Here is a 13,186-nt window from a genome sequence, read left to right on the forward strand (position 1 = left end):
ATGAACGAAACGTATCTGTTTGAAATTTCATTCGGCAATCGCTCGATCGAGCGATCATGATCCGGGAACGTTTCGTGGCAAGATCCGCGGGCATGAACAACTCCTGGCCCGCCGTCCGCCGCGTGCAGGTCGGCCTGATCCTCCGGAACCTGCGGCGCGAATCCGGGGTGAAACCGAAGGAGATCGCCGAACGGCTCGACTGGTATCCGAGCAAGCTGACGAAGGTCGAACGCGGCGATCTCACCGTCTCGGCGGCGGAGGTCGACGTACTGCTCGGCATGTTCGGCGTCACCGAAAGCGAGGACACCGCCCGGCTTCGCGCACTGGCCAAGGAAGCCCGGCGACGTGATCAGCCGGCGCGGGTGCCGGACTGGGCAGCCACCTACGTGGCGTTGGAAGGTGCGGCGGCGGAGCTGAAGGTCTACGACACCGAACTGGTCCCCACGGTCTTGCAAACCGAGGACTACGCGCGAGCAGTGCTTTCAAATCCGCTCGACGAGACGGTCGATCCGGAACCGGCTGTGGCAGAAAGGAAAACCAGGTCCGCGCGCCTGCTGGCATCGGACGGCCCTACGGTGTGGGTCGTGCTCGGCGAAGCTGTGCTGCGCCGCGTGGTCGGCGGAACGAAGGTGCTACGGGAGCAGCTACAGCATCTTCGGAAGTCCGCGGCGAAGCCGAACGTCACCGTGCAGATCTTGCCGTTCTCGGCTGGGGAGCACATCGCTCTGGGAAGTTCGTTTCGGCTGATCACGCTTGCCGAGCCACCGGCGACGTTCGTGTACTCCGAAGGCTTGACCGGAGCCGAATACATGGACAAGCCTGTGCACACCGAAGCGCACGCGCAAGCGTTCGACAACCTGCGCATGGTGGCGGCTTCGGACCGGCAGACGGCCCGCATGCTGGATCAGCGGGTCAAGGAGTTAAAGCAAGCGACGGAGTGACCATGGCTGACCTCAACAGCAGGACTTGGCGCAAGGCAACGAGATCGCAAGGCGCCGACAACTGCGTCGAGGTCGCTCTCTCCGGCTCCACCACGGCGATTCGGGACAGCAAAGCTCCCGAGGCCGGGCACCTGACCGCGAATTCCGCGCAGTGGGCGGTGTTCCTCAACGCGCTCAAGAGCGGCGCGCTGGACGGCTGAGCCGAGGAACGCGGTCGCCCCGTGGACCGCGTTCCGGCTGTCAGCTCTTGGCCTGGGACTTCGAGGACGAAGCAGGCATCGACAGGCGCTGGCGCATCGCGTGCTCGACCAGCGTGATCAGCGCCGTCTTGGTGGATTCCCGGTTGCGGGCGTCGCAGGAGATCATCGGCACCGACTTGTCGATCGTCAGCGCCTCGCGCACGTCCTCCATGTTGTGGTGCAACATGCCGTCGAACGTGTTCACCGCGACGACGTACGGCAGCTGCCGGTCGTCGAAGAAGTCGATCGACGCGAACGCGTCCGCCAGACGGCGGGTGTCGACCAGCACGATGGCGCCGATCGCGCCCTTCACCAGGTCGTCCCACATGAACCAGAACCGGTGCTGCCCGGGCGTGCCGAACAGGTACAGGATCAGGTCGGAATCGAGCGAAACCCGGCCGAAGTCCATCGCGACCGTGGTGGTGACCTTGCCGGGCGTCGCGCTCAGGTCGTCGACCCCCACGCTCGCCTCGGTCATCACCGCCTCGGTGGTCAGCGGCATGATCTCGGAGACCGAGCCGACGAAGGTCGTCTTGCCGACCCCGAAACCGCCGGCGACGACGATCTTGGTCGAGGTCTTGCCGCTGCTTTGATTTTGCATGATCGCCCGGGGATCAGAGCTTCCGGAGGCCACTGAGCACCCTCTCCAAGAATTCCATCGACGGTCCGTCTCCCACGACCATTCCGTTCTCGTGGATGAGGACCAAGCCGAGTCCGGCCATGTCACCGATCAACACCCGCACCACACCCAGAGGCAGCCGCAAGTGGGCCGCGACCTCGGCGACCGACCGGGCCTCCACGCAGAGCCCGCAAATGGAGCGGTGCTCCGGCGTCGCCGGGTTGCTTTGCCCCCGGCCACGCTCGCTGGTGGAGACCAGCGTCTCGATAGCAAGATCATAATCGGTCCGCGTGCGGCCCCTCGTTCGGGCATAGGGTCGCACCAACGAGCCCGTGTCCTGCATTTCCCCGTGATCCGCCGGACCACCGGGGATCGCGGGCATCGATCCCGAGATCGACGGCAGCGACTGCGACACGGGCGGCAAGGACTGCGACAGGGACGGCATGGAACCCGACGGCGGGCCGCTGTCGTGGCGGCCCTGCCCGCGGGAACCGCTCCCCGCCTGCGAATCCCAGCCCCGAGAATCCCAGCCGGACGACTGCCGGCCGTGCGCGCCCGTACCGGGCGAGCTGTGGCCGTAGGGCAGGTCCAGCGGCGAACCCTGGTCCTGCGGAGCAGGGTTCGACGGTCCCGGCACGGAACCCGACGACACCGACGGCATCGAGGACGACGACATCCCGGAACCGAACAGGTCCGCTCCGGGGCCGCCGAACAGCGCGCGGCTGTAGTCGGAACCGCCCGACGAACCGGGCCACGATTCCGGTTGCCCACCGCGCGGATCGTCGACGAAGTCGTCCTGCCAGGAGTCGGCTCCGCCACTGCGGTTGTACATCCGGAACAGGTCGCCGTCCCAGTTCGGATCGGGACCGGAGTTCATGACGAATCCCCCTCACACGTCGCCGATTCGAACGGCACGGCGAGAATCATCGCCGAACCATGCCCTGCAACTGCGCGCGCAGTTCGGGCGTGAGCTGCTTGCCGACCCGCTCCACGAGCAGGGTCATCTCGTAGGCCACCAGGCCGATGTCGGCGTTCGGAGCCGCCAACACCGCCAGGCAGGACCCGTCGCTGATGGACATCAGGAACAGGTAGCCCTGCTCCATCTCCACGACGGTCTGCGTGACGTCGCCCGCCTCGAAGCAGCGCGCTGCGCCCTGCGTGAGGCTGACGAGCCCGGAGGCGACCGCGGACAGCTGCTCGGCGCGATCCCGCGGCAGGCCCTGCGAACCTGCCAGCAGGAGGCCGTCCGCGGAGACCACGACGGAGTGCGCGACGCCGGGAACCCGGCGCACGAAATCGGTGATCAGCCAACTGAAGCTGTTCTGGCTCATGGGTTGCTGGACGGACCCGGTCACTCCTGCTCCTCGGGACGGCTCGGGGTCGAGCGGGGCGGTTCGGTCGAGACTGGTTCTGCCTTTGCGTGCCTACCACGCCGGACGCCGCTCTGGAAGTTGGACATCCGTCCACGAACGGCATCGGCCGAACGCGGTGCGGCAGGTTTCGTCGGCATCGGAGACTGCGTTCGCGGTGCTGCGGAGCCCGGTACCAGGTTCGACTTCGGAACCCGCTTGGGCAGCCCCGCCGCGGTGGTCTCCTGGGTTTGGCGGGTTTGCGCCACCAATGCTTCGGCGGCCTGCCAGCCCACATCCGCCGAACCCCAGCCCGGATCGGGCGGCGTGGCAAGGATGTGCCCGCCGCTGTCCGAACGGCCCGGCGTCGACGTGTCCGCACCACCGGCCGCGGGGTTCTCCCCGCCGACGGCGCTGAACCCGCTGGTCGCGTCGAGCGCATCCGAGCCGGTGATCGGCTCGGGATCGTTCTGCTCCATCGCCTCGCGACGAGCCCGGCGGCCGGTGCTCGCACCGGTGTCCGCCTTCGCGCCGGTGTCCGTCTGGGCGGCGGAATCCGTCTGGGCGCCGGTGGAGGACTCGGCGGACCGAGATCCCGCCCCGGACGAGTCGAGGCTGAGGGACCCCGCGCTGGGCGCGGTCGCCTCCGGCGTCGGCTCGTCGCTGCCCTCGCGGAACCACTGCGAGAGCACCGCTTCGTAGATCGGCAGCCGCTCCGTCGGAGCGTCGTCGCCCTCGCGGCGGGTCTGGTGCGCGTAGCCCAGCGGCGGCGGGGTCGATGCCGCCTCCGCCGTCGGCGCGGCGTCACGGGACTCCGCCTCCGCCGGCAGGCCGGCGTCCCAGTCGAAGCCGTTCGGCGGACGCGTGATCTGCTGCGTCTTCTCAGCCTCGTACGGGCTGTGGAACAAGTCCTGCGGTTCACCCTGGACACGGCCCAGCGTGGTCGTCACGTCCTCACCCAACTGCGGCGCGTCCAATCCTGGTGGGGCTCCGCACTGGCCGTCGAAGTCCGCGTCGGCGCGGGACTCCTCGTCCGGCCAGACCTCGGAGCTCTGCTCCGCGGCCGGGCGATTCACGGCGGTGGGCGGCTCGGCGTCCGGCCGGACGGCGGCCTGCTCGGCGGTGTGCCAGCGCGGCACGTCGCTCACGCCGAACGAGTCGCCCGACGCGACGCGGAACGAGTAGTCGCCGGGCTCGTCACCCGCCGGCTCGTCGTCGGCCCCGTCCTGCCACTGGACGTCCTGCTGCTCGACCTCCGGCTGACGTGCCGCCGCCGGTTCGGGACTCTCCTGCTCGTCCTGCGGTTCGAGCGCGGACTCCGGCTCGTCCTCCTCGGTGATCCACACCGGGGAGATGTGCGTCTTCTCGATGCCGCCGTGCCCGTTGCTGCTCACCGGCACCTGCGTGGTGCGGGAGGGCTCCGGGTCGGCGCCGGAGAGCTCCGGCATCGGCTCCACCGGTGGCAGCTGCGACGACGAGTCCGTCGGGCGCCCGTTGGAGGCGGCCCCGCCGAACGCGGCGGCCAGCCCCAGGTGGGTGCCGGTGTCGGTCGCGTCCCGGTCGTCCGCGGAGACCCGCTGCACGTCGGGCATCGGGCGCGGACCGTCCGGGGTCAGCTGCACGACGAACTCGCCGGAGAGCCGCACGCTGGCGGTCACGCCGCCTTCGAGGTCGCCGTTGTTGCGCAGGTCCACCCGGATGTCGTGGCGGCGGGCCAGCTGCCCGACCACGTACAGGCCCATCCGGCGGGACACCGCGACGTCGATCTCCGGGGGCCGGGTGAGGCGCTCGTTGATCTCGCCGAGCTCGGCGGCGTCGATGCCCACGCCGCGGTCCCGGATCTCCAGCACCAGTTCCTGCCTGCGGTAGGCGGTGCGGACGGTGACCTCGGTGTCCGGGTTGGAGAACACCGTGGCGTTCTCCAGCAGCTCCGCCACCAGGTGCACGAAGTCGTTGACCACGCGGCCCTGGATGCCCAGTTCCGGGGAGTCGGCGACCGAAACGCGGGTGTACTGCTCCACCTCGGACACGGCGGCGCCCACGACCTCGGTCAGCGGGACCGGCTGCATCATCCGCCGCGTCAGGTCGGTGCCACCGAGAATCAGGAGGTTCTCGTTGTTCCGGCGCATGCGGGTCGCCAGGTGGTCCAGCTCGAACAGGCTGGAGAGCTGGTCCGGGTCCTGCTCGTCCTGCTCCAGCCGGTCGATCAGGGACAGCTGCCGCTGCACCAGGGTCTGACTGCGGCGGGCCAGGTTCACGAACAGGTCGTTGACGTTGTTCCGCAGCAACGCCTGCTCGGAGGCCAGGCGCAGCGCCTGCGAGTGCACCGCGTCGAACGAGCGGGCGACCTTGCCGATCTCCTCCCGGCTGTAGACCGGGATCGGCTCGATGTGCGTGAGCGAACCCGAGCCCGGACCGGAGTCGGTCAGGATCGAACGCACCGCCTCCGGCAGCCCGCGGTCGGCCACGTCCAGCGCCGAACGGCGCAGCGTGCGCAGCGAACCGAGCAGGGACCGCGCGACGATCAGGGCGACCGCGAGCGCCACGACCAAGGCCAGCAGCGTGGCGACGCTGATCGCGATGGTGCGCTGCTGCGCACCGGAGGCCGCGTCGTTGGCCGCTTCCTCCAGGCGCTCGTGCAGGGTGCCGCCGACCTTGTCGATCAGGTTTACGCTGCTGTTCGCGACCGCGTCCCACTCCTGCGGGTTCAGGCCGCTCAGCGACTGGTCGGCGCTGTCGAAGGCCAGCGCGGTCTGCGACATGCTGTTCGCGCGGTCGACGTCGGCACCGGTGACGGTGTCCCGGTAGAGCTGTTGCTGCTGCTCGGTGGCGACGGCGTTGAAGTCGCTGATCGCGGTCTGCATCTGCGCCTCGGCGGCGAGCAGCTGGCGGTTCTGGTCGGTGCGGAACTGGCCCGCCCGGATCGCGTCGTTGAGCAGCGCGGCCCGGACCGAGGCCGCCTCCTGCGCGTCCGCGACGGCGTTGGTCGCCAGCGTCAGCCGCAGCAGGTTGGAGTCACCGATGTTGCTGACGCTCTGCTGACCGAGGTCGAGCAGCGCGCTGATGCTCTGGCTGTAGGTGCGCAGCACGCCTTCCGGCGGGTACTGGGTCGTGTCGACCGAGTCGCGCAGGCTCTTGAGCCGGCCGTCCAGGTTGCTCGCCGCGATGCGGTAGGGGGCGGCGACGTCGGAGGCGTTCTGCCCGATCAGGCCTTGGAACTCGCCGAGCTCGGTGTCGACGCTGCCGCGGGCCTCCTCCATCGGAGCCCGGTTGCCGGACCGGCCGGCCGCGACGTAGGCGACCGCGAGGTCGCGTTCGCGCTGCAAGGCGTGGGTCAGGTCGTCAGCGGCCTTCTCCAGGTGCACCTGCTGGTGCGTCCGTTCGAGCAGACGGGCTTCCCTGAACCCGTCGTAGATGTGCAGGCCGCCGAAGACGACCGCACTGATCAGTGGGATGAGCAGGACCGCTAACAGCTTGGTGCGCAGTCGCCAGTTACTCAGTCGCCAGTCGCCGAGACCACCGTCATGACCGGACCGCGGATGCGCGGAACCCAGGTCCAGCGAAGCACTTTGACTATCGGTGCCGAGCAACTGACCTTCGGTGCCGAGCGCCTCGCCCATGTGGTGGATACCGGCGTCCGCCTGCTCCGTGCGGCTCAGGCGCTCGCGACCTGTGTCTCCTCGGGCCACTCCAGGCTTCCTCTTCCGACAGCAGCGGAGGCTCGCACCGCTCACGAAAAATCTACACTTGCACCGCGCTCAGGATCGAACCTGCAGCTCAGCAGGCCGAATCTCGCCACGGAAGGCGGACCGGCACCCGTTGTGACGGTACCGGGACGCCCAGCGTTCCAGCGCAGCACAGGGTACTTGCGACGACCGCCGACGGGGAAGTGGGTAAGGACACGGAAGGTAACGTACCCGGGCGCTGCCTTCACTCCAAAGAGGAGCATCGCCAGTCTTGACCTAGCCCATCACTCACCGTGTCCGTCGCGCGTTCCCGAATATCCGAAACGCCCGACCTACCACCCGTTCGGGCTATCACCTAGGCTCACGACCGGCTCTGCGGCGCCGCGAGTCCCGGTCGATGACGACCGTCGTACTACAAGCACTGAGAGCACCTTAGAGCCGAGCTCATCGACACCGTCGCCTGGGTGATCATCATTCGTTCGACCAGCTGCGATCGTGTCGCCGTGGGCCGTTCGCAGCACGTGGCACCCCCACCTGCCGACCGGGTTGCGGACGCGCTCGGCGCGCCCGCCCGCGAACCGGGACGTCCACGCGTTCAGCGAGGAGAGACAGTCAGGATGCGCACCGCCACCGGCAGCGACACCCGCCCCCGCCGCGATCCTTGCGCACCGCCGGAAAGGAGCTGACCGGTGGCCCGACTCGCTCGCGGCCTGGCCGGACTGGCCGGCCTGCTGGTGCTGTGGGAACTCTGCTGCGCGATCGGCGTCCTCGACGCCCGCTTCATCCCACCGCCTTCGACGGTGGGACCGCGCATCGTCGAACTGCTCGGCACCGACGCGGAGTTCGCGCTGGACACCATCGCGACCATCCTGACCTTCCTCATCGCGCTCGGGCTCGCCGCGCTGATCGCGATCCCGCTGGGCCTGCTGCTGGGCAGCGTCCGCCCCGCCCGGGTCGCGGGCCTGACCGTGGTGGAGTTCCTGCGCCCGCTGCCCGCGGTGGCGCTGCTGCCGCTGCTGATGCTGCTGCTCGGTTCCGGCCCCGAGACCAAGATCGTGCTGGCCACCTACGCCGCGCTGTGGCCGATCCTGTTCAACACCATGTACGCGCTGGACGAGATGGACCCGCTCTACACCGACATCGCGCGGTCCTTCGGCTTCGGCAAGGTGCGCACCATGTTCACCGTGGCGCTGCCGCACGCGGCACCGTTCATCGCCACCGGCATCCGCATCTCGGCCTCGATCGCGCTGGTCGTCGTGGTCGTCGTGGAGCTCATCGCGGGCGGTGCCCGCGGCGTGGGCACCTTCATCCTCGAAGCGAGCAGCGGCGGCGGGCAGATGGACCTGGTGCTCGCGGGCACCGTCATCGTCGGCGCCATCGGATACCTGATCAACTCCGGGCTGCAGCAGGCGCAACGCCGACTGTTCGGCTGGACCGAGAGCCGGGAGGAACTGTGACGCTACTCCGGAACTTCCTGGGCAAGTGGGGTCTGCTGCTGATCGCGGTGGTGCTCTGGGAGCTCGCCACCCGCGCCGCGGGCAACGTCTACTTCCTGCCGCCGACGCGGATCGTGGCGCACGCCTGGGAGATCTGGCTGACCGGGCCCGCCTCGCAGCTGTGGCTGACCGACGCCGTCTTCCGCGACGTGCTGCCCAGCCTGGGCAGGCTGTTCGGCGGCTGGCTGATCTCCGGCGTGATCGGCGTGGTCGTCGGCATCGCGCTCGGCCGCTCCCGCAAGGCCACCGAGTACGTCGGGCCGCTGCTGGACTTCTGCCGCTCGCTGCCGACACCGGCGCTGGTGCCGCTGTTCCTCGTGCTGTTCAGCCTGGGCACGCCCATGCAGCTGGCGACGATCATCTTCGGCACCGTGTTCACCGTCGTGCTCAACACCGCCGACGGCGCGGCCTCCGTGGACGCCGTCAAGCAGCACACCGCCGCGGCGTTCCGCATCGGGCGCTGGGACTGGTGGACGCGGATCGTGCTGCCCGCGGCGGCGCCCAAGATCTTCGCGGGACTGCGGGTCAGCCTCTCGCAGGCGCTGATCCTGATGGTGGTGTCCGAGATGGTCGGTGCCAGCACCGGCCTCGGCTTCCAGCTGATCTACGCGCAGCAGCAGTTCGAGTTCCCCGACCTGTGGGCCGGGATCGTGCTGCTGGCGCTGCTGGGCTACCTGCTCAACACCGGCCTGCTCGCGGTGCAGCGGCGCGCGCTGAGCTGGCAGCAAGTCTCCGACCAGCCCGCTCAAGCGAAAGGATGACCGTGAGCACCATGCTGGAAGTGACCGGGCTCGGGCACACCTACCCCGGGAAGCAGCGGCACGTCGCCATCGAAGAGCTGGGCTTCGCGGTGCGCACCGGCGAGCTCACCTGCATCGTCGGCCCGTCCGGCTGCGGCAAGTCGACACTGCTGCGCATCATCGGCGGCCTGCAGCGCCCCACCTCGGGCAGCATCGCGCTGCGCGGCACCGAGATCGACGGCGTGCCCGAGGACCTCTCCGTGGTGTTCCAGGACTACAGCCGCTCGCTGTTCCCCTGGATGACGGTGCGCGGGAACGTGGAGTTCCCGCTGCGCACCCGCTCGGTGAACCGCCGGGAGCGCGCCGAGGAGGCGCTGGCCTGGGTCGGGCTCTCGGACGCGGCGAAGAAGTACCCCTGGCAGCTCTCCGGCGGCATGCAGCAGCGCGTCGCCATCGCCCGCGCGCTGGCCACCCGGCCGGCGCTGCTGCTGATGGACGAGCCGTTCGCGTCCGTCGACGCGCAGACCCGGTTCGAACTGGAAGACCTGCTGCTGTCGGTGCGCCGGGAGTACGGCAGCACGATCCTGCTGGTCACCCACGACATCGACGAGAGCATCTACCTGGGCGACCGGGTGCTGGTGCTGTCCAAGTCGCCCGCGACGGTGGTGGCGGAGCTCGACGTGCCGCTGGGCTCGCAGCGGGACCAGATCGGCACCCGCGCTTCGGCGGAGTTCGTGCGGCTGCGCAGCCACGTGGCGCGGCTGCTGCACTCGCCCGCGGCGACCACCGATCCGCCCGCGGCGGTCTCCGGCGGCACCACCGCGGAGTGATCCCGGCCCACCGGATGACGCGACACCCGACGCGCGCCCGCTCGGCGCGCGGCGGGCGCATCGCTTCGGAACGTGATCGCCGAGTCCGGTGAATTCCGGTCCCGGACGCCATTCACGGCCCTGAATCCGGGAGCTACCAGGAAGTAGCGATCACTCTCCGAATACGGACTCCGGGCGAATCATGAAAAGAATGGGGAAAATCCCAGAATTGCCGCCAGCGCCCAGAGTCAGGATTGTTCGCGGGGGATTCCCCTGAATGCGGGAATGCGATCAGTACAGTTTACGGCCGCTGGGCGCGACCGGGACGTGCAGCACGGTCGGCCCCGGTTCGGCCAGCGCCGCGCGCAGCTCCCGGTCCAGCTCCGCCAGGTCCTCCACCCGGCGCGCAGAGCAGCCCAGCCCGCGCGCGACCGCGACGAAGTCGATGCCGCCGAGCGCGACACCGGGCATCTTGCCGTCGGAGCCGACCTCACCGAGCACCCGGACCGCCGCGTACTCCTCGTTGTCCAGCACCAACATCGTCAGCGACGCGTGCTCCTTGGCCGCCGTCCACAGCGCCTGGATGCCGTACATGCTGGCGCCGTCACCGATGATGCCCAGCACCGGACGGGACGGGGCGGCCAGCGCCGAACCGACCAGCGCGGAGATCCCGTAGCCCAGCGAACCGCTGGCCCCGGCGTGGAAGTCCTGGTCGGGCGAGTGGAACGGCAGGTGCCGCTGGATCGTCTGCTTGTGCGTCGGCGCTTCGGTGACCACCACCGCGTCCGCGGGCAGCAGCTCGTGCACCAGGCTGATCACGTGATCGGCCTGCGGCGGGCTGGTCAGCGGCGGCAGTTCCGGGCGCTCCCAGGGCTGCGCGGCGAGCCTCTCGGAGGGCACGACCTCGCCCAGCAGCTGCCGCAGCGCCGGGGCGAGCCCCGCGTGCACGCCCCGCAGGTGCTGGGTGCGGGCCAGGATCTCCGGGTCGTCGCTGATCACGTAGCCCTGCGGCCTGCGGTGCTCCGGTTCGCCGCGGTAGACGTGGTAGGTGAAGGCGGGCGCCCCGAACACCGCGACCAGGTCGTGGTCGTGCAGCGCGGCGGCCACCGCCGGCTCCGCGGGCTGCAGGAACCCGGCGAACTGCGGGTGGGTCTCCGGGAACGAGGACCGCGAGACCATCGGCGAGATCCACACCGCGGCGCCGGTGCGCTCAGCCAGTTCCACCAGGTCCGCGACGGCGCCCGCCTCGATCACGGCGGGCCCCACGACGAAGGCGGGGCGCTCGCAGTCGCGCAGCGCGGTGGCGAGCTCGGTGATCACCGCCGGGTCCGCGGCGGGCGCGGCGACGGGGTGCGGGGCCGTGACGGGCTCACCCGGCCGGTCCCAGTCGTCGGCCGGGACGGACAGGAACACCGGGCCGCGCGGACCCTGCATCGCCAGTTGGTAAGCCCTGATCAGCGCCAGCGGAACGTCGGCGGCGCGGGCCGGCTCGAGCGACCACTTCACGTACGGCTTCGGGAACTGGGCGGCCTCGGTCGCGCCGAGGAACGGGTCGTGCGGCAGCAGCCTGCGGTCCTGCTGCCCGGCCAGCACGATCATCGGCGTGCGGTTGCGGTAGGCGCCGAACACCGCCCCGAGCGCGTGCCCGACCCCGCCGGCGGAGTGCAGGTTGACCAGCACCGCGTTGCCCGTCTGCTGGGCGTACCCGTCGGCCATCGAGGTCACGACGGACTCCTGCAGCCCGAGCACGTAGCGGAAGTCGTCCGGCCACTGGTCCAAGAAGGGCACTTCGGTCGTGCCGGGGTTGCCGAAGACGGTCGTCAACCCGAGATCGCGCATAAGGCCGCGCGTGATGTCGCGCACGGTCGGCATACCTGAAGCCTCCATCAGCATTCTCCTCAGCAGCGGCCGCACATTCACATATTTCCCTCAATGCGAGAAAAAAGCGTCGCCGACCGACATCGTGCTACACCGAGCCCCAATGCAATTACAGTTGGTCACGGGGAACTAGATCACCTTGACACGCTCGGGTAAGTGCGATTCCAATCCTATTGCAGCCTGTTAAGCAGGCCAGACGTGGGCTTCCGGCGCGCCACCCCGCTCGGCACCTTCGTCTCCCTTTACGCACCGCTCGCCCGAGGAGGCACCCCCGCATGCCGAGCAGACCGACCGGATCCGCGTCTCGCGGAAGGCGCCGCGCAACCCGCGCGCTGCTGTCCATTGCCACGATCGGCATCACGACCTTCACGCTGAGCGGCTGCGGCCTGCTCAGCGGCTCCGACGGGGCGAGCGGCAACAGCAGTGGTGGCAAGCTGGAGAAGGACACGGTCGTGGTGGGTTCGCTGCCCGCGCTGTCCCAGGCTCCGATCGCGGTGGCGCAGGCCAAGGGCTACTTCGAGGACGAGGGCCTCACCGTCAAGGTGCAGCCGGTCTCCGACGGCCCGGCTGCGCTGACCTCGCTGATCTCCGGTCAGAACGACGTGAGCCTCGGCAGCTACACGGCGCCGATCAAGGCGCAGGCCACCGGTGCGGCCGACCTCAAGATCATCAGCGAGATGATGATCTCGGTTCCGAACACCATGAACATCATGGTGCTGCCCGGATCCAAGATCAAGAAGCCGGAGGACCTGGCCGGCGCCAAGATCGCCTACAGCGCTCCCGGTGCCATCACCGACATCGGCACCAAGGCCGCGCTGCAAGACCGGGGCATCAACGTCTCCGACGACCAGTTCGTGCGCTTCGGCTTCCCCGACATGCTGCCCGCGCTGCAGAACGGCCAGATCGACGCCGCGGTGATGACCGAACCGTTCATCACCCAGGCGGCCAAGAACGCCGGCGCCGTCTCGATCATGGATGCCTTCTCCGGCGGCACCGCGGACTTCCCGGTGGCCGGCGCCATGACCACGGCGAAGTTCGCCCAGGAGAACCCGCAGACGCTGCAGGCCTTCCAGCGCGCCGTGCAGCGGGCGCAGGTGACCGGGCAGAACCGGGCCGAGGTCACCCCGCTGCTCCCGCAGTTCGCCAAGATCACCCCGGAGCTCGCGCCGATCGTGGAGCTCGGCAAGATCCCGACCTCGATGGACGCCTCCCGGCTGCAGCGGGTCGCCGACCTGATGCAGCGCTTCGGCCAGATCGACAAGAAGATCGATGTCTCCGCGATGCTGGTCCAACCGCCTCCGTTGGAGCAGAATCCGACCGGTGGCGCGTGATCGCGCACCGCTAGGCAGCTGAAGCCGGATCGCCGGCGACCGGGGCGGGTCGCCGGCGAACTGCTGTCGCCCCCCGTGCTCCGCCCCGGACGAGGAGG

General features: G+C 69.5%; 11 protein-coding genes. 6 read left to right on the forward strand and 5 right to left on the reverse strand.

The genetic code is table 11. The features are described 5' to 3' along the window. Positions 1-92 precede the first annotated feature (92 nt). The gene (locus OOZ19_RS27735) at positions 93-941 is read left to right on the forward strand and encodes a helix-turn-helix domain-containing protein (RefSeq protein WP_266093112.1); all 849 of its coding nucleotides are present in this window, start codon (positions 93-95) and stop codon (positions 939-941) included. A 2-nt stretch (positions 942-943) separates the two neighbouring features. After that, complete coding sequence (locus OOZ19_RS27740; protein ID WP_266093113.1) at positions 944-1,141, forward strand: DUF397 domain-containing protein; 198 nt, start codon at positions 944-946, stop codon at positions 1,139-1,141. A gap of 40 nt (positions 1,142-1,181) precedes the next feature. Here OOZ19_RS27740 and OOZ19_RS27745 read toward each other — a convergent pair whose 3' ends face one another. Genes OOZ19_RS27745 through OOZ19_RS27760 form a run of 4 tightly spaced genes read right to left on the reverse strand, consistent with a single transcriptional unit; the run spans position 1,182 to position 6,837 of the window. Continuing rightward, complete coding sequence (locus OOZ19_RS27745) at positions 1,182-1,781, reverse strand: GTP-binding protein (RefSeq protein ID WP_266093114.1); 600 nt, start codon at positions 1,779-1,781, stop codon at positions 1,182-1,184. A gap of 13 nt (positions 1,782-1,794) precedes the next feature. Next, the gene (locus OOZ19_RS27750) at positions 1,795-2,676 is read right to left on the reverse strand and encodes a DUF742 domain-containing protein (RefSeq protein ID WP_266093115.1); all 882 of its coding nucleotides are present in this window, start codon (positions 2,674-2,676) and stop codon (positions 1,795-1,797) included. 46 nt (positions 2,677-2,722) lie between these two features. Continuing rightward, complete coding sequence (locus OOZ19_RS27755; RefSeq protein WP_184485825.1) at positions 2,723-3,130, reverse strand: roadblock/LC7 domain-containing protein; 408 nt, start codon at positions 3,128-3,130, stop codon at positions 2,723-2,725. A 20-nt stretch (positions 3,131-3,150) separates the two neighbouring features. Further along, positions 3,151-6,837, reverse strand: a complete 3,687-nt coding sequence (locus tag OOZ19_RS27760; RefSeq protein WP_266093116.1) for a sensor histidine kinase — start codon at positions 6,835-6,837, stop codon at positions 3,151-3,153. A gap of 686 nt (positions 6,838-7,523) precedes the next feature. Here OOZ19_RS27760 and OOZ19_RS27765 point away from each other — a divergent pair. Genes OOZ19_RS27765 through OOZ19_RS27775 form a run of 3 tightly spaced genes read left to right on the forward strand, consistent with a single transcriptional unit; the run spans position 7,524 to position 9,900 of the window. Further along, positions 7,524-8,291, forward strand: a complete 768-nt coding sequence (locus tag OOZ19_RS27765; protein ID WP_266093117.1) for an ABC transporter permease — start codon at positions 7,524-7,526, stop codon at positions 8,289-8,291. Continuing rightward, the gene (locus tag OOZ19_RS27770) at positions 8,288-9,091 is read left to right on the forward strand and encodes an ABC transporter permease (protein ID WP_266093118.1); all 804 of its coding nucleotides are present in this window, start codon (positions 8,288-8,290) and stop codon (positions 9,089-9,091) included. The genes OOZ19_RS27765 and OOZ19_RS27770 overlap by 4 nt, the downstream gene beginning before the upstream one ends. 2 nt (positions 9,092-9,093) lie before the next feature. Further along, positions 9,094-9,900: an ABC transporter ATP-binding protein gene (locus tag OOZ19_RS27775; RefSeq protein WP_416309513.1), complete on the forward strand. Its 807-nt coding sequence runs from the start codon at positions 9,094-9,096 to the stop codon at positions 9,898-9,900. Positions 9,901-10,170: 270 nt separating this feature from the next. Here the strand turns inward: OOZ19_RS27775 and mdlC are convergent, their stop codons facing one another. After that, entirely contained in the window at positions 10,171-11,766 is a 1,596-nt protein-coding gene (gene mdlC / locus OOZ19_RS27780; RefSeq protein ID WP_266093119.1) for a benzoylformate decarboxylase, read from the reverse strand. A gap of 266 nt (positions 11,767-12,032) precedes the next feature. Here mdlC and OOZ19_RS27785 point away from each other — a divergent pair, with 266 nt between their 5' ends. Further along, a complete protein-coding gene (locus tag OOZ19_RS27785; RefSeq protein ID WP_266093120.1) occupies positions 12,033-13,088 on the forward strand; it encodes an ABC transporter substrate-binding protein in 1,056 nt (351 codons plus the stop codon). The last annotated feature ends 98 nt before the right edge of the window (positions 13,089-13,186 follow it).

Origin of the sequence: Saccharopolyspora sp. NFXS83, assembly GCF_026241095.1 — a bacterium.
Taxonomy (GTDB): domain Bacteria; phylum Actinomycetota; class Actinomycetes; order Mycobacteriales; family Pseudonocardiaceae; genus Saccharopolyspora_C.